Source organism: Salinarimonas soli, assembly GCF_008386575.1.
GTDB lineage: Bacteria > Pseudomonadota > Alphaproteobacteria > Rhizobiales > Beijerinckiaceae > Salinarimonas_A > Salinarimonas_A soli.
Map to the genome: position 1 here is coordinate 25,508 of NZ_VUOA01000022.1, position 24,160 is coordinate 49,667.

Sequence of the window (24,160 nt, forward strand, 5' to 3'; positions counted from 1 at the left end):
TTCACTCCTTGGGGGTCTGACCTGAGACCTTGGGTTTGCGGTTGGGTTTGGGACGCGGCGCCGGAGCGTCGTCGGCGGGCTCGGGCGGGGTTTCGCCCGGCGCGCCGCCGCGGCGCAGCGACTCGCGGATGAGGTCGTCGGTGAGGACCAGCCGGGCCTCGCCGACGTCGCGGATGGGCAGGTGGGCGACGAACTGGGGCACCTCGCCGGCCGCGGGGATCTCCACGAGCGCGTTCGTGCCCTCGGCGCCGCGGATGAGGCCGCGGAACCGCTTGCGGCCCTCCACGGGCACGCTCATCTCGATGCGCACCTCGTGCCCGGCCCAGCGGTCGAAATCGCCGGCGCGCACCAGGGGCCGGTCGATGCCCGGCGAGGAGACCTCGAGATGGTAGGCCCGGTTCACGGGATCGTCGACGTCGAGGGCGGGCGACACGGCGCGGCTCACCGCCTCGCAATCGTCCACGCTCATCGTGCCGTCGGGGCGCTCGCCCATGATCTGGACGGTGCAGCCGTTGGTGCCCGACACCTTCACGCGCACGAGGCGGTAGCCCAGATCCTCGAGCACGGGCTCGACGATCGCCGCGACGCGCGCCGCGACGCCCGTTTCGGTGATCAAACGAGGGTCATGCTCTTCGGCCATGGATTCTCCGGCTGTCCGGTCCCTGAAACAAATAAGGAGCGGACCCGGGGGGGCCCACTCCTGACCAGCGGCGCATGCACCGCAACCAGACGTGATGCGCCTCATATAGCGGAAAACGCGGCGAATTCAAGGTGGACCGAACGGCCGGGCGCTCGCATCCGGGATGGCACGCAGGGCGCAAGCGCGTCGAATTCGCCGGGTTCGCGCACGACGAAGTTTTTCAACCGCCCTAACGCTTCCCTTACATCTACGGTCTAGGTTCAAGGGGCTCAACCGAAGGCCCCGAGGTTCATGGATCCGCTGGCGTCCATCGCAAAAGAGATCGAGGATGCCGTCGGCAGCGGCGACCCCGCGCGCCGGACCGAGGCCCTGCGCCGGATGACGAACCTGTTCGTCGAGCAGGCGCCGCACCTCAAGGCGATGCACGTCACGGTCTTCGACGAGGTGATCCTGCGGCTTGCCCGCGACATCGAGTTCCGCGCCCGCATGGAATTGTCCGACCGTCTCGCGGACGTGCCCAACGCGCCCCCCCGGGTGGTGCGCGATCTGGCCTTCGACGACGACATCGCGGTGGCCGGGCCCGTGCTGGAGCGCTCGCCCCGGCTCGCCGAGGGCGATCTCGTGGAGATCGCGGCCGCCAAGGGCCAGGACCACCTCCTCTCGCTCACCCGCCGGGCGACCCTGCCCGAGGCCGTCACGGACGTGATCGTCGACCGGGGCGACACCCGGGTGGTGCGCTCGGTCGCGGGCAACCAGGGCGCCCGGTTCTCGCCCCGCGGGTTCCAGGAGCTTCTTGAAAAGGCGCGGGCCGACGAGACCCTGCAGGGCATCCTGCGGGCCCGCCGCGACATCCCGCCCCGCCAGCTCGCCCGCCTGGTGGAGATCGCCCGCGAGCAGGTGCGCGAGACGCTGCGTCCGGAGTTCAAGGGCAGCGAATCCGAGCTTCTGGACGAGGCCATCGACGAGGTGTCGGGCGCGGTGGCGCGGGCGGGCGGATCGCCTACCCTCGTGGACGATTTCAGGCCCGCGATCCAGGCCGTGGAGCAGCGCGCCCGCAGGGCGCCGATCAGCGAGGACGACGTGCTGGCCTGGCTCAAGGAGGGCCGGGTGGCCGAAGCGCTCGTGGCGATCGCCCACATCGCCAACATCAACATCGAGATGGTGGCGGGCGCCTATCACTCGCCGCACTACGACCCGATGCTGTTCATCGTGCGGTCCCTGCGCTTCGGCTGGATCACGTTCAAGATGCTGCTCACCTGCAAGGCGGGGCGCGAGCCCTCCGAGGGGGTGCTCAAGAACGCCTTCGACGCCTACCAGCACCTCTCCGTGCAGACCGCCACCCGCGTGGTGCGCTTCACCGCCGTGCGCGGCGGCACCCTCCCGGCGGCCTCCTGAGAGGCTGACTCATAAGGACGGCCCACCTCCCACCTCGTCNNCGCGGGGGCAGGCTCTGAGGCGCCCACGAAGTGGGCCTCGAAGGGCGCTCCAGGGATCGCCGGACGGCTGTGGCAGCGTCCTGCGTGCTTCGAGGCCCTGCTTTCGCAGGGCACCTCAGCATGAGGGGGATAGGAGCATCCCCTTTCGGGCCAGCCTCTGAGGGCACGGCGCCCGAGGACGCAGCCGAGGGCCCGACTCAACGATAGCCGCAACGGTCTGGTCACCTCTGGCCCCTATGCTCCCCTCCAGGAGCATTCCATGAGTGTGGTGTCCCGCTTGATTCACGATCTCGAAGATTCGATCTCCCGCGGCCCGCAGGACAAGCGCGTCGAGAACCTGCGCCGGGTCACGGACCTGTTCCTGCGCGACTCGGAGGCCCTCACGGAGGAGCAGATCGACCTGTTCGACGTGGTGATCGCGCGCCTTGCCGCCGCGATCGAGACCCGCGCCCGCGTCGAGCTCGCCGACCGCCTGGCCGACGTGGGCAACGCCCCGCGCGGCATCATCCGCTCGCTCGCCCACGACGAGATCGCCGTGGCGCGCCCGGTGCTCGCCCGCTCGCCGCGCCTGTCCGACGAGGACCTGGTGTCGGTGGCGATGGCCAAGGGCCGCGACCACATGCTCGCCATCACGGAGCGGCCGGTGCTCACCGAGACCGTCACGGACGTGCTCGTGCGGCGCGGCGACCGGGTGGTCGTCCATGCCATGGCGGGCAATCCCGGCGCGCGCTTCTCGCAAGGGTCCATGGCGACGCTCGTCGACCGCTCGAAGATCGACGACGCGCTCCAGGCGCTGCTCGGCCAGCGGGTCGACGTGCCCGAGGCGCAGCTGAGCCAGCTCGTGGAGATCGCCAAGGAGACGGCCCGCCGCCGTCTGAGCGAGACCATGCCGAGCCAGGACCGCCCCGCCATCGACGTGGCGGTGGCCCGCAGCGCCACCCAGCTCGCCGCCGCCGTGGTGCCGGGCCGGCGCGACTATTCGTCGGCGCTGGGCCTCGTCAGCGGCATGGTGGCGCGAAAGCCCCTCGCCGAGGCCGAGCTCGCCGCCTTCGCGGGGGCGAACCAGTTCGAGGAGACCGTCTGCGCCATCGCCTACATGACGGGGCTCACCGTGCCCGCCATCGAGCGGCTGTTCAAGGAGCCCGACGCCGAGCTCCTCCTCGTGGTGAGCCGCGCCATGGGCTGGGGCTGGCCCACCGTGCGGGCGCTGCTCGCGCTGCGCGGCCCGGAGGCGTCGCAACCCCACCTCCTCAAGCGCGCCCACGACACCTTCGAGGGCCTGAGCGCCGCCACGGCCCAGCGGGTCGTCCAGTTCCTGAAGGTGCGCGAGGCGACCCAGAAGAAGGGCTACGAGACCGCCGCGAGCCGCCAGGTGCGCTCGAACGTGCGGTAGGTGGGTCGACCTCATCCTGGCCGGGACCGTCGCTCGTGAGGGATCGGGGCCTGCAAGATGAGTGACGCGCGTGAGAAGCCGAGGCCTCGACATGGGCCGCTTCCCGACGCGCTGTTTCGGACGGCTCATGGCATGCCGAGCGGTGACAAGGCGGCTTGGATCGCGTTCTGGACCGCTTATGCCCGGGCGCGCGAAGCGGGCCCCGGCGCCGTCGTCCGTCTCCTGCTCGGACGGCTTGCCGTTGCGCTCCTCGTTCTCGGCGCGGCCGTGGGATTCACCTATCTGATTGGCCCCTGAGCGTGGGCCGCCGCTCCAGGCGACGTCGAGCCGTGCCGCCTACACCCGCTCGAAGGTGAGATAGCTCGGGCGGCGGCCCTCGCGCAGGGCCTTGGCCTCGTAGCGGGTGCCGGGCCAGCCCGGATAGGGCAGGCGCCAGTCGTCGGCGCGCGCCGCCGTCCAGCGGAAGGCGGGGTTCGGGAGCACGCGGGCGAGCGTCCAGCCCACATAGTCGTCGATGTCGGAGGCGAAGCGGAAGCGGCCGCCGGGCTTCAGGAGCCGCGCGAACCCCTCGACGGTCGCGGGCGACACGAAGCGGCGCTTGCGCTGCCGGCGCTTGGGCCACGGATCGGCGTAGAGGAGGTAGATCTCGTCGAGGCTCGCGGGCGCGATGCGGGGCAGGAGGGCGGCGGCGTCCTCGTCCCACAGGCGCACGTTGCTCAATCTCTCGCGCTCGACGGCGCCGAGCATCTTGGCCATGCCGTTGATGAAGGGCTCGCAGCCGATATAGCCCCGCCCGGGGTTCTCGCGGGCACGCGCCGCGAGATGCTCGCCGCCGCCGAAGCCGATCTCGAGGGTGAGGCCGCTCACCGGGCCGGGGAACAAGGCCGCCGGGTCGATGGCTCCGTCGGCCGGGAGGCGCAGGCGCGGCAGCAGGGTCGCGACGAGATCCCCCTGGCCCGGCCGCAGGGCCTTGCCCTTCCGGCGCCCGAAGAAGGCGCCGGATTCGTCGGGAGCCCCGCTCACGCGCCGCTCAGCGCAGCGCCGAGCGCAGCGCGTCCACGAGGTCGACGCGCTCCCACGAGAAGCCGCCGTCGGCCTCCGGCGCGCGGCCGAAATGGCCATAGGCCGAGGTGCGCTCGTAGATGGGCTTGTTGAGGCCCAGATGCGTGCGGATGCCCCGGGGCGACAGGTCCATGAGGTCCATGAGGACCGCCTCGAGGCGGGAGGCCTCGACCTGGCCCTCGTGGAGATCGGCATAGATCGAGAGGGGCTTGGCCACGCCGATCGCGTAGGAGAGCTGGAGCGTGCAGCGGCTCGCGAGCCCCGCCGCCACCACGTTCTTGGCGAGATAGCGCGCCGCGTAGGCCGCCGAGCGGTCGACCTTGGTGGGGTCCTTGCCCGAGAAGGCGCCGCCGCCGTGGGGCGCCGCGCCGCCATAGGTGTCGACGATGATCTTGCGGCCGGTGAGCCCCGCGTCGCCGTCCGGACCGCCGATGACGAACTTGCCCGTGGGGTTCACGTGCCAGATCGTCTTGGCGTCGATCCAGCCCTGGGGCAGGGCCCGCAGGACGTAGGGCTCGATGAGGGCGCGCACGTCCGCCGATTCCATGGTCTCGTCGAGGTGCTGGGTCGAGACCACGATCTGGGTCACGCCGACGGGCTTGCCGTTCTCGTAGCGCACCGTGACCTGGCTCTTGGCGTCGGGGCCGAGCTGGCGGGCCTCGCCGGACTTGCGGGCGTCGGTGAGGGTTTTCAGGATCTTGTGGGCGTAGAAGATCGGGGCCGGCATGAGCTCGGAGGTCTCGTTGCAGGCATAGCCGAACATGATGCCCTGGTCGCCCGCACCCTCGTCCTTGTTGCCGTCCGCGTCCACGCCCATGGCGATGTGCGCCGACTGGGCATGGAGATAGACGTCGACCTGGGCGCGCTCCCAGTGGAAGCCCTCCTGCTCGTAGCCAATGTCGCGGATGGCGTTGCGGGCGAGCGCGACGACGCGATCCTTGGTGATCGAGTCGGGGCCGCGCACCTCGCCGGCGATGACGACGCGGTTCGTGGTGGCGAGCGTCTCGCAGGCGACGCGGGCTTCGGGCATCGCGGCGAGATAGGCGTCGACCACCGCATCGGAGATCCGGTCGCAGACCTTGTCCGGATGGCCCTCGGAGACCGACTCGCTCGTGAAGAGATAGTTCTGCCGTGACACGTCGAAGCCTCTCGAATGGGTCGGGCGCCGCCTCGGAGACCGCTTGCCGTCGACCATGACCAGGATGACGGGGCGCCCGCCTCCCCGGCCCGGAGCACCCGGCTCCGGCGGAGGGGCACCCCGCGCCCACCCGCACGTCCCGCCGGGCGCGCGCTTGTGCCACCGCTCCGCCGTCTGGTCAAGGGAACGCGTTTGGTAAAACGAACACGTCCGCCCGCGGGCGGGCCTAGTCGTCCTCCGCCGCGTCGACGAGGGAGACGGCGAGATCGACGAGGCGCCGGCGGACCCGTGCATCCTTGATCCGCACGAAGGCCTTCATGAGCTGGAGGCCTTCGGTGGTGGACATGAAGTCGGCCACGTAGGCCGGGGCCCCGGGCTCCTGGAGGCCGCCGGGGCCGTCCGCCTCCACGGGGGCGCCCTCGTAGAAGAAGGCCACGGGCACGCCGAGCACGTGGGCGAGCTGGTGCAGGCGGCTCGCGCCGATCCTGTTGGTGCCCTTCTCGTATTTCTGCACCTGCTGGAACGTAAGGCCGAGCGCGTCGCCGAGCTTCTCCTGGCTCATGCCGACGAGCACGCGGCGCATGCGCACGCGGCTGCCAACGTGCCGGTCGATCGGATTGGGCTCCTTCTTGATCATCCTCTACCCCCCTGGGGATCCGGCGGTGTGCCGTTCGGGCTCCGTGCGGATCAGGCTCGCCGTCGCTCCCGCCGCAAGACGAGAGCCAGCGCCGCGCAACATAAAGCAAGGGCTGCAAAGAGGCTATCGCCAAATCGCCCGTAAGTTGTGCGAGCGATTGCAATCGGAAGTGGGGCATCGAGAACGCCCTCGACGCCCAAGGGGAGCGAGCGCACGATCCTGCCATAGGGGTCGATCACGGCCGAGATCCCCGTATTGGCGGCGCGCACCAGGGGGAGGCCCTCCTCGACGGCGCGCAGGCGGGCCTGCGCGAAATGCTGGTGCGGGCCCGGCGTCATGCCGAACCAGGCATCGTTCGTCACGTTCACGATGAGCCCCGGGCGCGGCCCGCGGGGCACCACGGCGCCGGGGAAGATCGCCTCGTAGCAGATGGTGGCCGCGGCGGGCGGCAGGCCCGGCAGGTCGAGGAGCCCCGGGCGCTCGCCGGGCTCGAAACCGCCGGGGACGTGCACGAACTGGCGCAGGCCCAATCCCCGCAGGAGCGCGTCGAGGGCGTGCGGAAAATACTCGCCGAATGGCACGAGGTGGGTCTTGTCGTAGGTGGCCACGATCGTGCCGTCGTCGGCGACCGCGTGGATGGCGTTGAAGAAGTGATGGCGGGACTCGCCCGGGCCGGGATCGTCGGCGCGGGCGGCGCCCGTGACGAGCGTCGTGCCGGGGGGCAGGAGACCCGCGATCTGGGCGAGCGCGCGGGCGTCGCGGTGGAGGAGGAAGGGAAAGGCCGATTCGGGCCAGATCAGGTGCGTGACGTCGGCGATGCCGGAGGCGCCAGGCCCCGTGGCCCTGTCGCTCAAGGCGAGGTAGCGCGCCATGATGCTCTCGCGGTTTGCCGGGTTGAACTTGGCGTCCTGCGGGAGGTTGGGCTGCATGATGCGCAGGCGCACGCCCGCCATCGCCGGGGTCTCGGCGGCCGGCAGGCGCTGCACGCCGATGAAGGCGAGGACGCCGAGCGCGAGCCCCGCCGCGAGAGGCGGCGTGAGCCGCGCCCGCGAGCTCTCGCCCGTGCCGAGCGCGGCGGGTGCGGCGCAGATCAGGACCGCGAGCACGGTGAGCCCGTAGAGGCCGATCGCCGCCCCGGCCTGCATGAGCCAGAGGTTCTGGCCGAGCGCCATGCCGAGCGTGTTCCAGGGAAAGCCTGTGAACAGGGTGCCCCGCAGCCATTCGCTCAAGGAGAGCCCGGCGGCGAGCGCGAAGAGGCGCGCGGGGCCGGGCGACCACATCAGCCGGGCCGCCGCGAAGCCCAGCGCCGGGAAGGCGGCGAGCACCGCCGGCAGGCCGAGCACGCCGAAGGGCAGCAGATAGGCGAACTGGTCGGCCTCGACGAGAAAGGCCGATCCGAGCCACCACAGGCCCGCGACGAAGTAGCCGAAGCCCCACGCCCAGCCCACGAGCGCCGCGGACCCTAAGGTGGAGAGGAGGCGCAGCCGCGGGCCCGCCGCCGTGCCGTCGAGGAGCCAGACCGCCACGGTGAGCGACACGGCGAGCGCCGGCAGGATCCCGAACGGGGGCATGGCGAAGGCGCCCACCGCCCCCGCGATGAAGGCGATGAGAGCGCGGGCCCAGCCCCAGGCCAGGATGACGCGGTGGGCCAGTGCCCTCATGCGGCAGGCCGCCCGGCCTCGCCGGAAGCGGGCGGGGCGGCGTCCGGGAGGTCCGAGGCCGGCGGCGCGCTCTCAGGCGGCGGCGTGGCGGCGGGCGCCTGCGCGGCGGGAGATTCGGTGATGAGCGCGCGGGTCTCGGGGAAGGGCGGCGGCGCGGGCTCGGGCGGCGGGGGCTCGGCGCGGGCGGGCGCCGCGTCGGCCCGGGTCGCCTCCTCGTCGCGGGGGGCGACCTCGCGCCGGTGGATGCGCACGCGCTTGAGGCGGCGCGGATCGGCGTCGAGCACCTCGAATTCCAGCCCCTCGGGGCCGCTGATCAGCTCGCCCCGGGTGGGGACGCGCCCCGCGATGGTCACCACGAGGCCGCCCAGCGTATCGACGTCGTCGGCCATCTCGTCGCCCACGAGCGAGACGCCGAGTGCCGCCGAGGCCTCGTCGAGGTCGGCGCGGGCATCGGCCACGAAGGTGTCGCCCTCGCGCACGATCATCTGGGCCGAGGCCTCGTCGTGCTCGTCCTCGATGTCGCCCACCACGGTCTCGACGAGGTCCTCGATCGAGACGAGGCCGTCGGTGCCGCCATATTCGTCGATCACCAGGGCCATGTGGGTGCGGGTGGTCTGCATGCGCGCGAGCAGGTCCATGGCCGGCATGGAGGGCGGCACGAAGATCACGGGCCGCAGGATCTTGGCGGCGGCGAGCGTCATGGTGAGGTCGATGTTGCCCAGGGAGGGCACGGTCACGTCCTTGACCCGCCGGCGCCGCGTGCCGCTCTCGGCGCGGGTCACGAGGTAGTCCATGAAGTCGCGGATGTGGATCATGCCCTTGGGGTCGTCGAGCGTCTCGCCGTAGACCGGCAGGCGCGAATGGCCCGCTGTGCGGAAGATGCGCAGGAGGTCGCCCAGCGTCACGTCGGAGGCCACCGCCAGGATGTCGGCCCGGGGCACCATCACGTCCTGGACGCGTACCCGGTGCAGGCCGAGCACGTTCTTGAGCATCGCCCGCTCGTGGGGCGAAAAGTTCGGGTTCTCGACGGTGCTCGCGAGCACGTCCTCGAGGTCGGTCCGGAACGTGTCCTTGGGCTTGAGGCCGACCAGGGTCAGCAGGCGTTCGTACCAGGCCTCCGGGGGGCCCGCCGGGGGCGCGGCCCCGTTGCCGGAATGGCCCGCGTGACTTCGACCGTCGCTCATCGTGAGGTGCAATCGCTTCCTTGAACGGGAATCAGGCTGCCATGTCGCGATAGGGATTGGCTACCCCCAACCGCGCGAGGGCGTCGATCTCCACCGCCTCCATGGCCCCCGCCGCCTCCGCGGTGTCGTGGTCGTGGCCCAGGAGATGCAGGCAGCCGTGGACGATCAGGTGGAGCGCGTGCTCCCGCAGCGTCTTCTCCTCGGCCTCCGCCTCCCGGGTCACGGTCTCGAGCGCGAGCGCGATGTCCCCCAGGGGCCGGACGCCGGGCACGTCGAGGGCGGGGGCGGGGAAGGAGAGCACGTTGGTGGGCTTGTCCTGGCCCCGCCAGTCGCGGTTGAGGTCGCGCACGGCCGCGTCGTCGGCGAGCATGAGGCTGATCTCGACGGCGTCCTTCGGCGCGAGGGGCGAGGCCGCGAAGGCCGCCTCCACGGCGCTCTGCGCCAAGCCCTCCACGTCGGGGATCGCGTGCCAGCCCTCGTGCTCCACCAGGACGTCGAGCTCGATCACGGCTGGGGTCCCTTGGCGCGGGCCGCCTCGTCGTAGGCGGTCACGATCCGGCGCACGAGGTCGTGGCGCACCACGTCCACGTCGCGGAAGGTGACGCGGCCGATGCCTTCGACACCGTCGAGGATGCGCACGGCCTCGATGAGGCCCGAGCGCTGGCCCGGCGGCAGGTCGATCTGGCTCGGATCGCCGTTGATGATCATGCGCGAGCCCTCGCCCAGACGGGTGAGGAACATCTTCATCTGCATCGAGGTGGTGTTCTGGGCCTCGTCGAGGAGCACCACGGCGCTCGACAGGGTGCGCCCGCGCATGAAGGCGAGCGGCGCCACCTCGATCATGCCGGTCTGGAGCGCGCGCTCCACGTGGCGGCTTTCCATGAAGTCGTAGAGCGCGTCGTAGATCGGGCGGAGATACGGATCGATCTTCTCGCGCATGTCGCCGGGCAGGAAGCCCAGCCGCTCGCCCGCCTCCACGGCGGGACGCGAGAGGATGAGCCGGTCGACCACGCCCTGCTCCAGGAGCGAGACGGCGTAACCCACCGCAAGCCAGGTCTTGCCCGTGCCGGCGGGCCCCTCCGCGAAGACGAGCTCGTGCTGGCGCAGGGCCCGGATATAGGTGTCCTGCGCGGCGTTGCGCGCCTTCACGAGCCCGCGCTTGCGGGTCGCGATGCCCTCGAAACCGGAGCGCGGCGCGGCGGGCGCCGGGGTGTCGGCGGCGGGAAAGAGGGTGCCCTGGAAGGCGGTCTCCTGGATCACCCCGTCGACATCGCCCATGGTGAGCTCGGCGCCCGAGCGCACGCGCTCGTAGAGCCCCTCCAGCACGCGGCGGGTCTGCTCGCAGGCTTCGGGCGTGCCCCGCACCACCACGCGGTTGCCGTTGGCGGTGGCCGTCACGGCGAGGCGACGCTCGATATGGGCGAGGTTCTGGTCGTAATGGCCGAAGATGAGGCTCGCCAGCCGGTTGTCGTCGAAGGTGAGCGTGATCTCGGCGGCCTCGTCCATCCCGGGATGGCCGGGTCTCGGCGATCGTCCTGCGCGCGTCGCCGCGCCGTCGTTTGTCCGCAACGGACTCTCCTCTCGCCTCACGCGGCCGAAGCCTCGGTCCACGTCCCGTCGGCCGCGGGCGCCTCGCCGAACAGGCTGTTGGATCCTGCGGCGCCGATCCGGACGGGGACGATGTCGCCCACGGCCCGGCCGGCACCGTCGATCTGCACCATCTGAAGATAGGGCGTCTTGCCCGCGAGCTGGCCCGGGTGACGCCCCGCCTTCTCCAACAGAACGTCGAGCGTGCGCCCCACGGTTCCATGGTTGAAGGCCTGGCGGTGGGCCTCGAGCCGCTCCTGGAGCCGCGCCAGGCGCTCGGACTTCACCGCTTCGGGCACCTGGTCGGCGCTGTCCGCCGCGGGCGTGCCGGGGCGCGGGCTGTACTTGAAGGAGAAGGCGCCGGCGAAGCGGACGTCCTCGACGAGGCGCATCGTGGCCTCGAAATCCGCGTCGCTCTCGCCGGGAAAGCCCACGATGAAGTCGGAGGTGAGCGCGACGTCGGGCCGCGCCGTCCGCACCCGGTCGATGATGCGGCGGTACTCGTCGGCCGTATGCCTGCGGTTCATCGCCGCGAGGATCCGGTCGGAGCCCGCCTGCACGGGAAGATGGAGGTAGGGCATGAGGGCAGGGAGGTCGCGGTGGGCCGCGATGAGCTCCTCGTCCATGTCGCGCGGGTGGCTCGTGGTGTAGCGAAGGCGCGCGATCCCCGGAACCTCGGCGAGCGCGTGGAGCAGGCGGCCGAGCGACCAGGGGGACCCGTCCGGCCCCTCGCCGTGGAAGGCGTTGACGTTCTGGCCGATGAGGGTGATCTCGCGCACGCCCGCGTCGGCCAAGCGGTGCGCCTCGTCGAGGATGCGGGCGACGGAGCGCGACACCTCGGCGCCCCGGGTATAGGGCACCACGCAGAACGTGCAGAACTTGTCGCAGCCCTCCTGCACCGTGAGGAAGGCCGTGACGCCGCGGCTCTTGATGCGCGCGGGCTCGAGGGCCGGGAGCGCGTCGAACTTGTCGTCGGCGGGGAACTCGGTGTCGAGGGCGCCGCGGCCGGCGCGCAGCAGGGCGGGCAGGTTCTGGTAGCTTTGCGGGCCCACCACCACGTCCACCACGGGCGCGCGGCGGAAGATCTCGCGCCCTTCAGCCTGCGCGACGCAGCCCGCGAGCACCACCTTGGTCTCGCGGCCCTCGAGCGCCCGCTCCTCCTTCATCACGCGGATGCGGCCGAGCTCGGAATAGACCTTCTCGGCGGCCTTCTCGCGGATGTGGCAGGTGTTGAGCACGACGAGGTCGGCGTTCTCGACGCTGCCGGTCTGCCCATAGCCCTCGGCCGCCAGCACGTCCGCCATGCGCTCGGCGTCATAGACGTTCATCTGGCAGCCATAGGATTTGATGAAGACCTTTTTCACGCGGGCGGGCGCTTTCATTGCTGGTTCGGGATCCGCCCATTTAAGCGGTTTGGGTCCCGATGAGAATAGCGTCACCCCGTAAATCGAGGGGCGCCCCTATCTGCGGCCCGCACCGGCGCCGCCTGAAAGCCGGTTCGCGCCGCTCAACGACCGCTTGACGCCCTCCCGCACCGCGGCCTCGGCGAGCGCCGCCGCGCGCTTGCGGTCGAGGGTGTGGTCGAAGAGGATCGGCTCGCCCCAGGTCGCCTCCACGTCGAGGGGGCCGTCGCTTAAGAAAGCCTTCAGGTGGGGCGCGAGCTCCATCGAGCCGTACCAGGCGATGGCCGGGCGCTCGCGGCGGGTGACGGGCAGGCCGTTGCGGCGGGTGAAGGCGACGGAGAGCGGCTGGAGGCGGACGGAGCCCGCGCCGGTCTCGGTGAGCACCGCGCCGGCGGCGCCCACGAGCGACGAGCGGAAGGGCAGGAGCCGGTTGCCGTCGTTCGTGGTGCCCTCGGGGAACAGGACCACGATCTCGCCGCGCGCCAGGCGCCGCGCCACGGTCTCGTTCACCTCCGCCGTATGAGAGCGCCGGGCGCGCTCGATGTAGACGGTGCGCTGGAGGTCCGCGAAGAGCCCGATCACGGGCCAGCCCGCAATCTCCGACTTCGCGACGAAGGCGAGCGGGCGCAGGCTGCCGATGACCACGATGTCGAGCCAGGAGGAATGGTTGGCGAGCACGAGGCTCGGCTCGCCGTCGGGCGGGGTGCCGATGGACGTCACCCGCACGTCGAGGAGCCACAGGGTCAGGCGGTGGAAGATCACGGGGATCCAGGCCGCGATCCGCCAGCCCGCCCGCACGGCGACGAGCTGGACCGGCAGGGCGAGGGCCAGATAGGCGAGGAGCACGAGCCCTGTCAGGCCCAGCCGGACGAGCCTCATGCCTCCTCGCCCGGCTCGTCGAGCGGCACGGCGTAGAGCTCCATGCGATGGTAGACCACGCGAAACCCGAGGCGCCGGGCGATCTCGGTCTGGAGCGCCTCGATCTCCTCGGAGCGGAACTCGATCACGGCGCCCGTGCGCATGTCGATGAGGTGGTCGTGGTGCTCCTGGGGCGCGCGCTCGTAGCGGGCGCGCCCGTCGCGCAGCTCCAGGCGCTCGATGATCCCCTCCGTCTCGAAGAGCTTCACCGTGCGGTAGACGGTGGAGAGCGAGATGCGCTCGTCGACGGCCGCCGCGCGCCGGTGCAGCTCCACCACGTCGGGGTGATCCTGCGCCTCGCCGAGCACGCGGGCGATGACCCGCCGCTGGCCCGTCATGCGCAGGCCCTTGGCCCGGGCTGCCCTCTCGATGGCGTCGCCCGTGCGGCGTCCAGGCTTCTTGCTGTGCTCGGTCACGTCGCGGCCGCCCCGTCTTGGCTTTGCGGGTTATAGTTGCGCTGGGGGCGAACGTCCATCAGCGGCCCGTCCCGCGCCCGACCACCCGCTCCAGGAAGGGATCGATGACGGCGAAGCGGTCCCGGATGGGAATGGAATGGCCGGACTCGAACAGGGCCAGGGTCACGTCGGTGCCGCGCGCCCGCAGGGCCGCCGCCATCGCCTCGGCCTGGGCCACGGGCGCGACCGGGTCGTGGCGCCCGTGAAGGAGGAGGACCGGCATGGCGATGCGGCCTGCCACCCGCAGGGGCGAGCGCGCCGCGAGCGCCTCGGGCGAGCCGCCGGACTCGGCCTGGATCAGGGCCTCGATGCCGGGATTCGGGTGGGGCCTGAGCGCGCCCATGTCGTAGAGCCCGGCGATGAGGATCACGGCGCGCAGCCCGGGTTCCTCGGCGGCCACCATGCCCGACACGATCGCGCCGCGGCTGAGCCCGAGGAGCACGATGCGGCCCGAGTCGACGGACGGGAGCGCGCGCAGGTGGGCCAGGGCGGCCCGGACGGCGGCCTGGGTGACCGGGCCGCAGAAATCGGGCGGTCCCGCGGAGCGGCCGAAGCCCGGCTGGGAGATCGACGCCGCGACATAGCCCCGGCGCCTCGCCCATCCGCTCAAGGGATTCCGGTCGCCCCCCGCCGTCATCTCGGCCCCGCCCGGCGGGTTCGGGCCGCCCTGGAAGCCGTGGACGAACAGGATGGCAGGATGCCGGCCCGCCGCGTCGGGCTGCGCGACGAACAGCTCGATCCGCCGTCCCTCGGCCCCGATGAAGACGGGCTCGATCGCGAGCGCGGGGCCGGCGAGCCCCCACAGGAGGAGCAGGAGGAGGCCGACCGGGGCTAAGGCGCGCCGTCCGGTTCGAGGCCTGTCGCGATTCATGCCGGGAACCCCCTCACGCGTCCGGCCGGGGGGCGCCCGCCCCCAGGGCCTTGCTCATGTGCACCGTCGTGCCGCCCATGAACGGCTCGGTGCGGTCCACCCGGAAGCCCTCGGCCTCGTAGAGGCGCACATTGCTCGCGAAGGCCGCGTTGGTGAGGAGCCGAAGCTCCGGCAGGCCCGCGAGGCGCGCCTCGGCCTCGGCATGGGCGAGGAGACGGCGGCCGAGCCCTCGGCCCTGCCGCTCGGGCGCGACCGCGAGATTGTGGATGTAGAGGTGGTCGGGGTGGGGGGTCGTCTCGATCAGGGCCGCAAGGGCGCCCTCGATCAGGAGGAGGTCGATCCGGTGCTCGCGGACGGCGCGGTCGTAATCGGCGTTCATCGGCGTCGGCTCGCGGCCGATGAGGGGCATCCACCGCCCATAGGCCGCCCGGACGAGGGCGCGGATCGCGGGGGCGTCCGCGGGCCCGGCGCGGCGGATGGCGGCATCGGGCATGGCCGGCCTAGCCCTCGGCCCGGTCGTCGCCCAGGGGGTGCAGGTCGCGCACCATGTCCTTCAGGCGCTCGTCGAGGACGTGCGTGTAGATCTGCGTGGTGGCGATGTCGGCGTGGCCCAGCAGCTCCTGGATCACGCGCAGGTCGGCGCCGTTCTGGAGGAGGTGGCTCGCGAAGGCGTGGCGCAGCACGTGGGGGCTCACCCGGTCGCCTCGCAGGCCCGCCGCGCCCGCCGCCACCTTGAGATCGCGGGCGAAGGCCTGGCGGGTCAGGTGACCTGCCTCGCTGTCGGCGGGGAAGAGCCAGCGCCCGCCGCCCCGGGGCGAGGCCTCGAGGAGGTCGAGATAGGCCTTCGCCGCCGCGCGGGCGCCCTCGGTGAGGGGCACGAGCCGCTCCTTGGCGCCCTTGCCGCGCACCACGAGGAAGCGCTCGCGGCTTCGCGCCGCGCTCGCGGGCAGGGAGACGAGCTCGGAGACGCGCAGGCCCGTGGCGTAGAGGAGCTCCAGGAGGCAGTGCATGCGCGCGGCCCGCAGCCGTTCGAGAGGCGGGAGGTCCGGCCGTTCCGACGCCTCGCGGGCGGCGAGGAGGAGGCGATCGACCTCCTGGATCGTGAGCGTCTTCGGCAGCGGGCGCCGGGCCCGGGGCCCGGCGATCGCCGCGGTGGGATCGGCGGGCGCCTGGCCTTCGGTGTAGAGGAAGCGGTGGAAGCCGCGCAGGGTCGACAGGCGCCGGGCCGCGGAGGCGGCGGCGAGGCCGCGCTCGTCGAGCTCGGCGAGGTAGGCCCGCACCGTCTCGGACTCCACGCCCGCCGGATGGGCGCCCCGCCCGGCCAGGAAGTCGAGATAATCGTCGAGGTCCCGGCGATAGGCCGCCACCGTGTTGGCGGCGGCGGCGCGCTCGGCCACCTGCATGTCGAGGAAGAGGCCGACGAGCCGGGCGGGCGCCGGGCTCATCGCTGCGGCATGAGGCGGGTGGCGGGAACCGTCTCCGTCATCTCGCGGGGCTGCGGGGTCACGAAGGTGGCGAGCGCCAGCATCGCGCCGACCCCGATCCCGCCGAGGACGAGAAGCACCAACAGAAAGCGAAAGAGCGTCGGCACGTGCTGGCTTGTCCGGTCTGATCCCCCGCGGTATCCACCACGCCCGGTCCCGCATGGCAAGCGCCCGGCCGGCGTTTTCCGGTGCGCAGCCCGAGGTGTTGCGCGCCGGACGCGTCCCCGGGCGTTCCCCCGGTCACGGGCCCATGCTAGGGAAGCCCCATGAGCGAGGAGGCCCCCGTGGACAGTGCGGCGCCGGCGGTCGAGGCCGCGAGAGCGCCGGCCACCCTGGAGAAGCGCGTGCGCACGCGGCTGGGCCGCCGTGCCATCGTGCTCGTGGGCCTCATGGGGGCGGGCAAGAGCACCGTCGGGCGCAGGCTCGCCAGCCGCCTCAACCTCCATTTCCGCGACGCCGACCACGAGATCGAGGCGGCGGCCGGCATGTCCATCCCCGACATCTTCGCCATCTACGGCGAGCCCGCCTTCCGGGGCGGGGAGCGCCGGGTCATCGCGCGGCTCCTCGCCGAGGCCCCCATGGTGCTCGCCACGGGCGGCGGCGCCTTCATGGACGCGCAGACCCGGGACGCCATCGCCGAGGGCGGGATCTCGGTGTGGCTGCGGGCCGACATCGCGGTGCTCATGCGCCGGGTGCGCAAGCGCTCCAACCGGCCCCTGCTTCAGGACCCGGACCCCGAGGGCGTCATGCGCCGCCTCATGGCGGTGCGCGAGCCCGTCTACGCCACCGCCGACGTCACGGTCGAATCCCAGGACGGATCGCACGACCGGGTCGTCGACGCGGTCCTGGGCGCCCTCGACGCCTGGCTCGATTCACGCTCCGACGACACGCCATGACCCCTGATCCCGTTCCCGCCGTCCCGACCCGGGTTCCCGTGGCGCTGGAGGGCCGCGCCTACGACATCCTCGTCGGGCGCGGCCTGCTCGCGGGCGCGGGCGAGCGGCTCGCCGCACTCAAGGCCCGCGCCGCCGCCGTGGTCTCCGACGACAACGTGGCCCCGCTCCACGGGGACGCGCTCCTCGCCTCCCTGCGCGGGGCGGGCCTGCGGGCCGATCTCGTCACGGTCCCGCCGGGCGAGGGCTCGAAGTCGTGGGCGAGCCTCGCGCGGGTGTGCGACGCGATCCTCGGCCACCGCATCGAGCGGGGCGACCTCGTGGTGGCGCTCGGCGGGGGCGTGGTGGGGGATCTCGCGGGCTTCGCGGCCGCGATCGTGCGCCGGGGCGTGCGCTTCGTGCAGATCCCCACCTCCCTCCTGGCGCAGGTGGACTCGTCGGTGGGCGGCAAGACGGGGATCAACTCGGCCCACGGCAAGAACCTCGTCGGCGCCTTCCACCAGCCGAGCCTCGTGCTCGCCGACACGGCGCTCCTCGACACGCTCCCCCTCCGCGAGGCGCGGGCGGGCTATGCGGAAGTGGTGAAATACGGGCTCATCGACGACGAGGCCTTCTTCGGCTGGTGCGAGGCCCATTGGGAGCGCGTCCTCGGCGGCGGCCCCGAGCGCGACCAGGCGGTGGCGCAGAGCTGCCGGGCCAAGGCGGCGGTGGTGGTGCGCGACGAGCGCGAGGACGGCGACCGGGCGCTCCTCAATCTCGGCCACACCTTCGCCCACGCGCTGGAGCGGGTGACGGCCTACGATTCCCGCCGCCTGGTCCATGGCGAGGCGGTGGCGATCGGGCTCGCCCTCGCCTTCCGCTTCTCGACCCGCCTCGGCCTGTGCCCCGGGCAGGACGCGCGGCGCGTGGCGGCGCATCTGGCGCGCGCAGGCCTGCCGACCCGCCTCGCCGAGGTGCCCGGCGGGGCCGGCACGCCCGAGGCGCTCCTCGACGCCATGGCGCAGGACAAGAAGGTGAAGGACGGCCAGCTCACCTTCATCCTCGCCCGCGGCATCGGGCGGAGCTTCATCGCCCCGGGCATCGCGGCGGCGGACGTGCGGGCCTTCCTGGCCGAGGCTTTTGCCGAGACGGGCGACGCGGGATCATGATCGAGGAACCGGACATCAACCTCTGGCTCGCGGGCTTCATCGTGATCCTGTGCCTGGCGTTGTCGGCCTTCTTCTCGGCCGGCGAGACCGCCTTCACGGGCGCCTCCAAAGCCCGGATGCTGAGCCTGGAGAACGCGGGCGATCCCCGGGCGCGTATCGTCAACCGGCTCCTGGAGCTGCGCGAGCGCTTCATCGGCGCCATGCTGATCGGCAACAACATCGTCAATATCGGCGTCTCAGCCTTCACCACGAGCGTGCTGGTGGGGATCTTCGGCACCGGCGGCGTGATCTACGCCACGATCGTGATGTCGCTCCTCGTGATCGTCTTCTCCGAGGTGCTGCCCAAGACCCTCGCCATCACCTCGCCCGACCGGGTGTCCCTGCTCTTCGCCCGCCCCGTCTCCGTCGTCGTGGCCGTGCTCGGGCCGCTCGCCTATCTCATCGAGCGCCTCGTGAAGCTCATGCTGCGCCCCTTCGGCGTGCGGCTCGGCGAGAACGACCCGATCCTCTCGGCGTCCGACGAATTGCGGGGCCAGGTCGACCTCATGCACAAGGAGGGCGGCGTCGCGAAGGTGGAGCGCGACATGCTGGGCGGCCTCCTCGACCTGCGCGAGCTCACCGTCGAGGACGTGATGGTCCACCGCACCAAGATGCGCACCATCAACGCCGACCTCAGCCCCGAGGAGATCGTGCGCGAGGTGCTCGCCTCGCCCTATACGCGCCTGCCGCTTTGGCGCGACAAGCACGAGAACATCGTGGGCGTGCTCCACGCCAAGGACCTGCTGCGCGCCCTCGACGCGGTGGGCGGCGATCCCAACAAGCTCAAGGTCGAGGCGATCGCCCTGGAGACCTGGTTCGTCCCCGACACCACCTCGCTCGGCGACCAGCTCAAGGCCTTCCTCACCCGCAAGACCCACTTCGCCCTCGTGGTCGACGAATATGGCGAGGTGCAGGGGCTCGTGACCCTGGAGGACATCCTCGAGGAGATCGTGGGCGACATCCGCGACGAGCACGACGTGGCGGTCCAGGGCGTGCGGCCCCAGGCCGACGGCTCGGTGAACGTGGACGGCTCGGTGCCCATCCGCGACCTCAACCGCGCCATGGATTGGCGCCTGCCCGACGAAGAGGCCACCACCATCGCCGGCCTCGTGATCCATGAGGCGCGGATGATCCCGGACGCCGGCCAGGCCTTCACCTTCCACGGCTTCCGCTTCCAGGTGCTGCGCAAGGCGCGAAACCGCATCACGGCGCTCAAGATCACCCCGCTGACGGCGCAAAAGCCCCGGCGCGCCGGGGATTAGGGCGCGACGAGCTCCCGGCGCAGCTCCCGCCAGCGGGCCTCCGCGGCGGACGCGAGCGCCGGGTCGGCGAGGAAGCGCGCGCGGCCATCGGGGGTGCGAAAGAGGTAGAGGCGGCCCTCGCGCACGACAAACAGCAGGGGATCGGCGTCGGCCAGGATCCCGCGGGCCGCGGCCTCCGCGTCGTGGCCGCCGAGCCGCGGCGCGTAGACCCAAGGGTCGCGCAGGAACGCCGCCCGGTTCGCCTCGCCCGAGAAGCGCCACGCGGCCCCGCCCCACAGGAGGTCGAGGTCGCCCCGCCCCGGGCGCGGCGCGGCGCCGAGAAAGAAGCTCACGGGATCGAACCCGCCGAGCGCCAGCCCCGTCAGCGCGTCCGCCGCCTGCTCGTCGGCGAGGCCCACCGCGGGCGCGGCCCGCAGCGGCCGGGCCTCGAGCGGCGCCAGCGCCAGGCCGAGCGCCACGGCAAGGCCTGTCGCGCGCGTCGTTAACGAGATATTACGGTTCATTGTTTAGTTTGCTGGCATCGGCGCCGGACGGCGCCCCGACGGATCCAGGTTCATAGGCGAGAATGGCTAACGAACCCCTTTCGGGCGGCCGCGAACGGCCCGCCCGTGCCCGAGGAGACCTCATGCGCGCCGCACGCCTCGTCACCGCCCTCGTCCTCGCCCTGCTCGCCGGCCTGATGACCGCGCCCGTCCAGGCCCAGGCCGCGCCCGAGAACCCCAGCACCTTCTCGGCGGGCGAGCTCGTCGACAACGGCCACCGCTTCTTCGGCACGGTGTCGCGCGGCCTCGCGCTCACCGTGCAGGAGGCCGTGAAGCGCTGGGGCCAGCCCAACGGCTACATCCTGGGCCAGGAGGCGTCGGGCGCCTTCGTGGGCGGGCTTCGCTACGGCGAGGGCGTCCTCCATACCCGCAACGCCGGCCAGCGCCGCATCTTCTGGCAGGGCCCCTCCATCGGATTCGACTTCGGCGGCGAGGGCTCGCGGACCATGATGCTGGTCTACAACATGCCCGCCGTGAACGCCCTCTACCAGCGCTTCGGCGGCATCGACGGCTCGGCCTATCTGGTGGGCGGCTTCGGCATGACGGCGGTGATCGCCGACAACATCATCGTGGTGCCGATCCGGTCGGGGGTGGGGGCGCGCCTCGGGGTCAATCTCGGCTACCTGAAGTTCTCCGCGGAGCCCACCTGGAACCCGTTCTGACCGGAGCCGCCACGAACGCGGAGCGTCCTCTGGTCGCCTGAGGCGCGCGCAATCGCCGGGTTGTCCGCGCGCCACCGCGACGCTAAACAGCGCAGGGCCTCACGGGAAACCAATCCATGCGCGCAATCCTCGACGTCGTGATGCTGGTGCTCCAGCTCTACGTCTACGTCCTCATCGCCTCCGCGATCATGAGCTGGCTCGTGGCGTTCAACGTCGTGAACACGCGCAACAACGTGGTGAGCGCGATCTGGGACTTCCTCTACCGGATCACCGAGCCGGTGCTGCGCCCGATCCGCAACGTCCTGCCGAACCTGGGCGGCATCGACGTTTCGCCCATCATCCTGCTCCTGATCATCTTCTTCATCCAGCGCGTCATCCAGCTCTATCTCTACCCGGCCGTGTTCTAGGCCGTGGGCGGGGAGCCCTGGCGCGTGAGCGCGACGGGCCTCGAGGTGCGGGTGCGCCTGACCCCGCGGGGCGGGCGCGACGCGGTCGACGGCGTCGAAACCCTGTCCGACGGCTCGCGCGTCCTGAAGGCCCGGGTGCGGGCCGTGCCCGAGGGTGGCGCCGCCAATGACGCGCTCTGCCGGCTCGTGGCCGCGGCGCTTCGCTGCCCGGGCCGGGCCGTGACCATGAGCGCCGGGCACGCCGCCCGTCTGAAAACCCTGCGCGTCGACGGCGACGGTCCCGCGCTCGCCGCCAGCCTCGCCCGCCTCGCCGGAGATCCCGCATGAGCGACGCCGCCCTCATCGACGGAAAAGCCACCGCCGAGGCCCTGCGGGCGCGCATCGCCGCCGCGGTCGCCACCCTCCCCGAGCCCCCGGGTCTCGCCGTCGTGCTCGTCGGCGAGGATCCGGCGAGCCAGGTCTATGTGCGCAACAAGGCGCGCCAGACCCATGAGGCCGGCATGCGCTCCTTCGAGCATCGGCTGCCCGTCACGACCTCGCAAGGAGAGCTCCTCGACCTCGTGGCCCGGCTCAACGCCGACCCGGCCGTCGACGGGATCCTGGTCCAGCTGCCGCTGCCCTCACGGATCGACGCGAATGCCGTCATCGAGGCGATCGACCCGGCCAAGGACGTGGACGGCTTCCATCCCATGAACACGGGCCGCCTCGCCGCCGGCCTGCCGGGCCTCGTGCCCTGCACGCCGCTGGGTTGCCTCATGCTGGCGCGGTCCGTGCGCCCGGATCTTTCGGGTCTTGAGGCCGTGGTGGTGGGCCGCTCCAACATCGTGGGCAAGCCCATGGCGCAGTTGCTGCTCGCCGAGAGTTGCACCGTCACGATCGCCCATTCCCGCACCCGCGACCTCGCGGAGGTCTGCCGCCGGGCCGACATCCTCGTCGCGGCGGTGGGCCGCCCGCGCATGATCGAGGGCTCCTGGATCAAGCCCGGCGCGGTCGTGATCGATGTCGGCATCAACCGGGTCGCGGCGCCGGATCTCGGCGAGGGCAAGACCCGCCTCGTCGGCGACGTGGATTTCGCGGGCGCCCGGGAGCGCGCGGGCGCCATCACCCCCGTGCCCGGCGGCGTCGGCCCTATGACCATCGCCTGCCTGCTGCGCAACACGCTTCAAGCCGCGTGCCGTCGGCGGGGCTGGGCGGCGCCCGACCTCTGAAGGGGCCAGCATGAAGACCAACCCCGGCCGCTTCTTCGAGGATTTCGCCCTAGGCGAGACCATCCGCCACGCGACGCCCCGCACTGTGACGGCGGCGGATGCGGCGCTCTACACCGCCCTATACGGCTCGCGCTTCGCCGTGCAGTCCTCGGACGCCTTCGCGCAAGACCTCGGCTATCCGCGGAGCCCGCTCGACGATCTCCTCGTCTTCCATGTCGTGTTCGGCAAGACCGTGCCCGACATCTCGCTCAACGCGGTCGCCAATCTAGGCTATGCCGACGGGCGCTTCCTCAAGCCCGTCTATCCGGGCGAGACGCTGAGCGCCGTCTCCGAGGTGATCGGCCTGAAGGAGAGCTCGAACCGCCAGACGGGCGTGGTCTATGTCCGCTCCACGGGCTATGACGCGGGGGGCGAGCCGGTCCTGCGTTATTGCCGCTGGGTGCTGGTGAGGAAGCGCGACCCGGAGGCGCCTGCGCCGGGCGACCACGTTCCCGATCTGCTTAAAATCGTCCCGCCCGCCGATCTCGGCGCCGCCTGCCCCCCGATCGGGGCGTATGATCGCGATCTCGCCGGCAGCCCGCATCTGTGGGGCGACTACGCGGTGGGCGAGCGCATCGACCACGTCGACGGCATGACCGTGGAGGAGGCCGAGCACCAGATCGCCACCCGCCTCTACCAGAACACGGCCAAGGTCCATTTCGACGCGCATGCCGCAGCCTCCACCCGCTTCGGCCGGCGGCTCGTCTATGGCGGCCACGTGATCTCGCTGGCTCACGCCCTGTCCTTCAACGGCCTCGCCAACGCTTTCCACATCGCGGCGATCAATGCCGGCCGCCACGTGGCGCCGCTCTTTGCCGGCGACACGGTCTATGCCTGGAGCGAGGTTCTCGACCGGGCCGAGATCCCCGGCCGCGGGGATGTCGGGGCGCTGCGCCTGCGCACGGTGGCGACGAAGAACCAGCCCGGCGCGGGCTTCCCCGACAGGACGGCGGACGGCTACGATCCCGCGGTCATCCTGGATCTCGATTATTGGGCGCTGATGGTGCGCTAGGGAAGGGGAGACCGCCGATGGAACGGGTTCGCGATGCCTTCCGCCGCCAGGCCGTCGCCTGCCGCACGCTGGGCTCCCCGTTCACGGCGCTCGTCTGCGATCTCCTGGCGGAGCGCCTGGACGAGGGCTCCGCCTTCGGGCGCCGCATCCTGGCCTGGCCCGGCGATCCCGTCGCCGACGCCCTGGCGTTACGCGCCGCCGGCACCCTGCACGCCCTCGCCCGCTCGGGCCGGGACCCCGCTTTGGCCCGGGCCTATCCGCCGGACGCGGGCTCCGCCGACGTGCTCTGGGAGGCGATCCACGGCGCCGTCGCGGCCCATGACGAGGCCCTCGCGGCCGGCCTCGACAGCCCGCCTCAGACCAACGAGGTGAAGCGCTGCGCCGCCCTCCTCGGCGGCTGCCTCGTGGTGGCGGCGCGCACCGGACGACCCCTCGACCTCCTGGAGATCGGCTCCAGCGCTGGCCTCAACCTTGCCCTCGACCGCTACCGGTACGATCTCGGCTCCTCTGCCTGGGGCCACAGTGCCAGCCCCGTGCTGATCCGCAGCGACTGGCGGGGCGACACGCCGCCGCTCGATGCCCCGCTTACGATCGCGAGCCGCTGGGGCTGCGACATCCGCCCCCTCGACCCCGCCTCGCCCACCGACCGGGAGCGGCTCCTCTCCTATATCTGGCCCGACCAGGCGGATCGCCTCGCCACCACGGCGGCGGCGCTGGGGCACGCGGCAGGCGCGGGCTGGCGCGTCGATCGGGCCGACGCCGCCGACTGGATCGAGGCGCGCCTCGCCGAGGAGCCCGTTCCAGGCCGCGCGCGGGTGATCATGCATTCGATCGTCTGGCAGTACCTGCCCGAGGCCGTCCAGAGCCGGATCTCCGCGTCGATCGAGGCCGCCGCCGCCCGGGCGACGCCCGACGCGCCCCTCGCCTGGCTGCGGATGGAGGCGGACGGCGCTGGCGAGGGCGCGGGCCTGCGCCTCACCCTCTGGCCCGACAGCCGGGACGAGCCGCTCGGGCGCGCCGACTTCCACGGCCGATGGGTCGCCTGGGCGGTCGGCCGGTCTTGAGGGCCTGACCCGAAA

Annotated in this window: 28 protein-coding genes; 12 read left to right on the forward strand and 16 right to left on the reverse strand. The window is 72.1% G+C overall.

All coding sequences use genetic code 11. From position 1 onward, the window contains the following. Position 1: 1 nt before the first annotated feature. Entirely contained in the window at positions 2-640 is a 639-nt protein-coding gene (gene rimP / locus F0L46_RS12490; protein ID WP_149817979.1) for a ribosome maturation factor RimP, read from the reverse strand. 291 nt (positions 641-931) lie between these two features. Here rimP and F0L46_RS12495 point away from each other — a divergent pair, with 291 nt between their 5' ends. The 3 genes from F0L46_RS12495 to F0L46_RS26180 all read left to right on the forward strand — a co-directional run bounded on the left by F0L46_RS12495 (position 932) and on the right by F0L46_RS26180 (position 3,766). Then, positions 932-2,035, forward strand: coding sequence for a DUF2336 domain-containing protein (locus F0L46_RS12495; protein WP_149817981.1), 1,104 nt, complete (start codon positions 932-934; stop codon positions 2,033-2,035). Positions 2,036-2,335: 300 nt separating this feature from the next. After that, positions 2,336-3,469 carry a DUF2336 domain-containing protein gene (locus tag F0L46_RS12500; protein ID WP_149817983.1) on the forward strand — a complete coding sequence of 378 codons (1,134 nt, stop codon included), beginning with the start codon at positions 2,336-2,338 and terminating at the stop codon, positions 3,467-3,469. 132 nt (positions 3,470-3,601) lie between these two features. Next, complete coding sequence (locus F0L46_RS26180) at positions 3,602-3,766, forward strand: hypothetical protein (protein ID WP_188311949.1); 165 nt, start codon at positions 3,602-3,604, stop codon at positions 3,764-3,766. Between the two features lie 39 nt (positions 3,767-3,805). On the opposite strand, the gene trmB is transcribed toward F0L46_RS26180, so the two are convergent. The 14 genes from trmB to F0L46_RS12570 all read right to left on the reverse strand — a co-directional run bounded on the left by trmB (position 3,806) and on the right by F0L46_RS12570 (position 15,976). After that, on the reverse strand, positions 3,806-4,492 hold the full coding sequence (trmB, locus tag F0L46_RS12505; RefSeq protein ID WP_240539977.1) for a tRNA (guanine(46)-N(7))-methyltransferase TrmB: 687 nt from the start codon (positions 4,490-4,492) through the stop codon (positions 3,806-3,808). A gap of 7 nt (positions 4,493-4,499) precedes the next feature. Continuing rightward, positions 4,500-5,669, reverse strand: coding sequence for a methionine adenosyltransferase (metK, locus tag F0L46_RS12510; protein ID WP_149817987.1), 1,170 nt, complete (start codon positions 5,667-5,669; stop codon positions 4,500-4,502). A 226-nt stretch (positions 5,670-5,895) separates the two neighbouring features. Next, positions 5,896-6,306, reverse strand: a complete 411-nt coding sequence (locus F0L46_RS12515; RefSeq protein ID WP_149817988.1) for a helix-turn-helix domain-containing protein — start codon at positions 6,304-6,306, stop codon at positions 5,896-5,898. 50 nt (positions 6,307-6,356) lie between these two features. Next, entirely contained in the window at positions 6,357-7,967 is a 1,611-nt protein-coding gene (lnt, locus tag F0L46_RS12520) for an apolipoprotein N-acyltransferase (RefSeq protein ID WP_149817989.1), read from the reverse strand. Continuing rightward, positions 7,964-9,151, reverse strand: coding sequence for a hemolysin family protein (locus tag F0L46_RS12525; RefSeq protein WP_149817990.1), 1,188 nt, complete (start codon positions 9,149-9,151; stop codon positions 7,964-7,966). Before F0L46_RS12525 ends, lnt begins: the two co-directional genes overlap by 4 nt. Before the next feature lie 31 nt (positions 9,152-9,182). Further along, positions 9,183-9,659, reverse strand: a complete 477-nt coding sequence (gene ybeY, locus F0L46_RS12530; RefSeq protein WP_149817991.1) for an rRNA maturation RNase YbeY — start codon at positions 9,657-9,659, stop codon at positions 9,183-9,185. Further along, positions 9,656-10,657: a PhoH family protein gene (locus F0L46_RS12535; RefSeq protein WP_149817993.1), complete on the reverse strand. Its 1,002-nt coding sequence runs from the start codon at positions 10,655-10,657 to the stop codon at positions 9,656-9,658. Before F0L46_RS12535 ends, ybeY begins: the two co-directional genes overlap by 4 nt. Before the next feature lie 80 nt (positions 10,658-10,737). Next, positions 10,738-12,102 carry a tRNA (N6-isopentenyl adenosine(37)-C2)-methylthiotransferase MiaB gene (gene miaB / locus F0L46_RS12540; RefSeq protein ID WP_149818210.1) on the reverse strand — a complete coding sequence of 455 codons (1,365 nt, stop codon included), beginning with the start codon at positions 12,100-12,102 and terminating at the stop codon, positions 10,738-10,740. 96 nt (positions 12,103-12,198) lie between these two features. Then, positions 12,199-13,020, reverse strand: a complete 822-nt coding sequence (gene olsA / locus F0L46_RS12545) for a lyso-ornithine lipid O-acyltransferase (protein WP_149817995.1) — start codon at positions 13,018-13,020, stop codon at positions 12,199-12,201. Further along, positions 13,017-13,397, reverse strand: a complete 381-nt coding sequence (locus tag F0L46_RS12550; protein ID WP_149818212.1) for a Fur family transcriptional regulator — start codon at positions 13,395-13,397, stop codon at positions 13,017-13,019. The genes olsA and F0L46_RS12550 overlap by 4 nt, the downstream gene beginning before the upstream one ends. 136 nt (positions 13,398-13,533) lie before the next feature. After that, positions 13,534-14,385 (reverse strand): alpha/beta hydrolase family protein, encoded by an 852-nt coding sequence (locus F0L46_RS12555; RefSeq protein WP_149817997.1) that lies wholly within the window; start codon positions 14,383-14,385, stop codon positions 13,534-13,536. Positions 14,386-14,398: 13 nt separating this feature from the next. After that, on the reverse strand, positions 14,399-14,878 hold the full coding sequence (locus tag F0L46_RS12560) for a GNAT family N-acetyltransferase (RefSeq protein WP_149817999.1): 480 nt from the start codon (positions 14,876-14,878) through the stop codon (positions 14,399-14,401). Between the two features lie 7 nt (positions 14,879-14,885). Beyond that, on the reverse strand, positions 14,886-15,830 hold the full coding sequence (locus F0L46_RS12565) for a tyrosine recombinase (RefSeq protein WP_149818001.1): 945 nt from the start codon (positions 15,828-15,830) through the stop codon (positions 14,886-14,888). Then, a complete protein-coding gene (locus tag F0L46_RS12570; protein ID WP_149818003.1) occupies positions 15,827-15,976 on the reverse strand; it encodes a histidine kinase in 150 nt (49 codons plus the stop codon). Before F0L46_RS12570 ends, F0L46_RS12565 begins: the two co-directional genes overlap by 4 nt. Positions 15,977-16,135: 159 nt before the next feature. Here F0L46_RS12570 and F0L46_RS12575 point away from each other — a divergent pair, with 159 nt between their 5' ends. Genes F0L46_RS12575 through F0L46_RS12585 form a run of 3 tightly spaced genes read left to right on the forward strand, consistent with a single transcriptional unit; the run spans position 16,136 to position 19,211 of the window. Beyond that, positions 16,136-16,765 (forward strand): shikimate kinase, encoded by a 630-nt coding sequence (locus tag F0L46_RS12575; RefSeq protein ID WP_149818005.1) that lies wholly within the window; start codon positions 16,136-16,138, stop codon positions 16,763-16,765. After that, positions 16,762-17,910, forward strand: coding sequence for a 3-dehydroquinate synthase (gene aroB / locus F0L46_RS12580; RefSeq protein WP_149818007.1), 1,149 nt, complete (start codon positions 16,762-16,764; stop codon positions 17,908-17,910). Before F0L46_RS12575 ends, aroB begins: the two co-directional genes overlap by 4 nt. Beyond that, the gene (locus tag F0L46_RS12585) at positions 17,907-19,211 is read left to right on the forward strand and encodes an HlyC/CorC family transporter (RefSeq protein WP_149818009.1); all 1,305 of its coding nucleotides are present in this window, start codon (positions 17,907-17,909) and stop codon (positions 19,209-19,211) included. Before aroB ends, F0L46_RS12585 begins: the two co-directional genes overlap by 4 nt. On the opposite strand, the gene F0L46_RS12590 is transcribed toward F0L46_RS12585, so the two are convergent. Continuing rightward, the gene (locus F0L46_RS12590; protein ID WP_149818011.1) at positions 19,208-19,714 is read right to left on the reverse strand and encodes a YHS domain-containing (seleno)protein; all 507 of its coding nucleotides are present in this window, start codon (positions 19,712-19,714) and stop codon (positions 19,208-19,210) included. The two genes, F0L46_RS12585 and F0L46_RS12590, sit on opposite strands and share 4 nt — an antisense overlap. 176 nt (positions 19,715-19,890) lie before the next feature. Between F0L46_RS12590 and F0L46_RS12595 the strand changes: the two genes are divergently transcribed. The 6 genes from F0L46_RS12595 (at position 19,891) to F0L46_RS12620 (ending at position 24,145) form a co-directional block, all read left to right on the forward strand. Further along, entirely contained in the window at positions 19,891-20,415 is a 525-nt protein-coding gene (locus F0L46_RS12595; protein WP_240539982.1) for a DUF1134 domain-containing protein, read from the forward strand. Positions 20,416-20,531: 116 nt separating this feature from the next. Next, on the forward strand, positions 20,532-20,822 hold the full coding sequence (locus F0L46_RS12600; RefSeq protein ID WP_149818014.1) for a YggT family protein: 291 nt from the start codon (positions 20,532-20,534) through the stop codon (positions 20,820-20,822). Positions 20,823-20,825: 3 nt separating this feature from the next. Continuing rightward, the gene (locus tag F0L46_RS12605; protein WP_149818016.1) at positions 20,826-21,149 is read left to right on the forward strand and encodes a DUF167 family protein; all 324 of its coding nucleotides are present in this window, start codon (positions 20,826-20,828) and stop codon (positions 21,147-21,149) included. After that, the gene (folD, locus tag F0L46_RS12610; RefSeq protein ID WP_149818018.1) at positions 21,146-22,030 is read left to right on the forward strand and encodes a bifunctional methylenetetrahydrofolate dehydrogenase/methenyltetrahydrofolate cyclohydrolase FolD; all 885 of its coding nucleotides are present in this window, start codon (positions 21,146-21,148) and stop codon (positions 22,028-22,030) included. Before F0L46_RS12605 ends, folD begins: the two co-directional genes overlap by 4 nt. 10 nt (positions 22,031-22,040) lie before the next feature. Next, the gene (locus tag F0L46_RS12615) at positions 22,041-23,081 is read left to right on the forward strand and encodes a MaoC family dehydratase (RefSeq protein WP_149818020.1); all 1,041 of its coding nucleotides are present in this window, start codon (positions 22,041-22,043) and stop codon (positions 23,079-23,081) included. Between the two features lie 17 nt (positions 23,082-23,098). Then, positions 23,099-24,145, forward strand: a complete 1,047-nt coding sequence (locus F0L46_RS12620) for a DUF2332 domain-containing protein (RefSeq protein WP_149818021.1) — start codon at positions 23,099-23,101, stop codon at positions 24,143-24,145. The last annotated feature ends 15 nt before the right edge of the window (positions 24,146-24,160 follow it).

Excerpts from the sequence above, each read along its gene's own strand:
- rimP (WP_149817979.1), bottom strand. The coding sequence starts at position 640 with ATGGCCGAAGAGCATGACCCTCGTTTGATCACCGAAACGGGCGTCGCG.
- F0L46_RS12495 (WP_149817981.1), top strand. The coding sequence starts at position 932 with ATGGATCCGCTGGCGTCCATCGCAAAAGAGATCGAGGATGCCGTCGGC.
- F0L46_RS12500 (WP_149817983.1), top strand. The coding sequence starts at position 2,336 with ATGAGTGTGGTGTCCCGCTTGATTCACGATCTCGAAGATTCGATCTCC.
- F0L46_RS26180 (WP_188311949.1), top strand. The coding sequence starts at position 3,602 with ATGCCGAGCGGTGACAAGGCGGCTTGGATCGCGTTCTGGACCGCTTAT.
- F0L46_RS12515 (WP_149817988.1), bottom strand. The coding sequence starts at position 6,306 with ATGATCAAGAAGGAGCCCAATCCGATCGACCGGCACGTTGGCAGCCGC.
- lnt (WP_149817989.1), bottom strand. The coding sequence starts at position 7,967 with ATGAGGGCACTGGCCCACCGCGTCATCCTGGCCTGGGGCTGGGCCCGC.
- F0L46_RS12525 (WP_149817990.1), bottom strand. The coding sequence starts at position 9,151 with ATGAGCGACGGTCGAAGTCACGCGGGCCATTCCGGCAACGGGGCCGCG.
- F0L46_RS12535 (WP_149817993.1), bottom strand. The coding sequence starts at position 10,657 with ATGGACGAGGCCGCCGAGATCACGCTCACCTTCGACGACAACCGGCTG.
- olsA (WP_149817995.1), bottom strand. The coding sequence starts at position 13,020 with ATGAGGCTCGTCCGGCTGGGCCTGACAGGGCTCGTGCTCCTCGCCTAT.
- F0L46_RS12550 (WP_149818212.1), bottom strand. The coding sequence starts at position 13,397 with ATGACGGGCCAGCGGCGGGTCATCGCCCGCGTGCTCGGCGAGGCGCAG.
- F0L46_RS12555 (WP_149817997.1), bottom strand. The coding sequence starts at position 14,385 with ATGAATCGCGACAGGCCTCGAACCGGACGGCGCGCCTTAGCCCCGGTC.
- F0L46_RS12560 (WP_149817999.1), bottom strand. The coding sequence starts at position 14,878 with ATGCCCGATGCCGCCATCCGCCGCGCCGGGCCCGCGGACGCCCCCGCG.
- F0L46_RS12565 (WP_149818001.1), bottom strand. The coding sequence starts at position 15,830 with ATGAGCCCGGCGCCCGCCCGGCTCGTCGGCCTCTTCCTCGACATGCAG.
- F0L46_RS12575 (WP_149818005.1), top strand. The coding sequence starts at position 16,136 with ATGAGCGAGGAGGCCCCCGTGGACAGTGCGGCGCCGGCGGTCGAGGCC.
- aroB (WP_149818007.1), top strand. The coding sequence starts at position 16,762 with ATGACCCCTGATCCCGTTCCCGCCGTCCCGACCCGGGTTCCCGTGGCG.
- F0L46_RS12585 (WP_149818009.1), top strand. The coding sequence starts at position 17,907 with ATGATCGAGGAACCGGACATCAACCTCTGGCTCGCGGGCTTCATCGTG.
- F0L46_RS12590 (WP_149818011.1), bottom strand. The coding sequence starts at position 19,714 with ATGAACCGTAATATCTCGTTAACGACGCGCGCGACAGGCCTTGCCGTG.
- F0L46_RS12595 (WP_240539982.1), top strand. The coding sequence starts at position 19,891 with ATGACCGCGCCCGTCCAGGCCCAGGCCGCGCCCGAGAACCCCAGCACC.
- F0L46_RS12600 (WP_149818014.1), top strand. The coding sequence starts at position 20,532 with ATGCGCGCAATCCTCGACGTCGTGATGCTGGTGCTCCAGCTCTACGTC.
- folD (WP_149818018.1), top strand. The coding sequence starts at position 21,146 with ATGAGCGACGCCGCCCTCATCGACGGAAAAGCCACCGCCGAGGCCCTG.
- F0L46_RS12615 (WP_149818020.1), top strand. The coding sequence starts at position 22,041 with ATGAAGACCAACCCCGGCCGCTTCTTCGAGGATTTCGCCCTAGGCGAG.
- F0L46_RS12620 (WP_149818021.1), top strand. The coding sequence starts at position 23,099 with ATGGAACGGGTTCGCGATGCCTTCCGCCGCCAGGCCGTCGCCTGCCGC.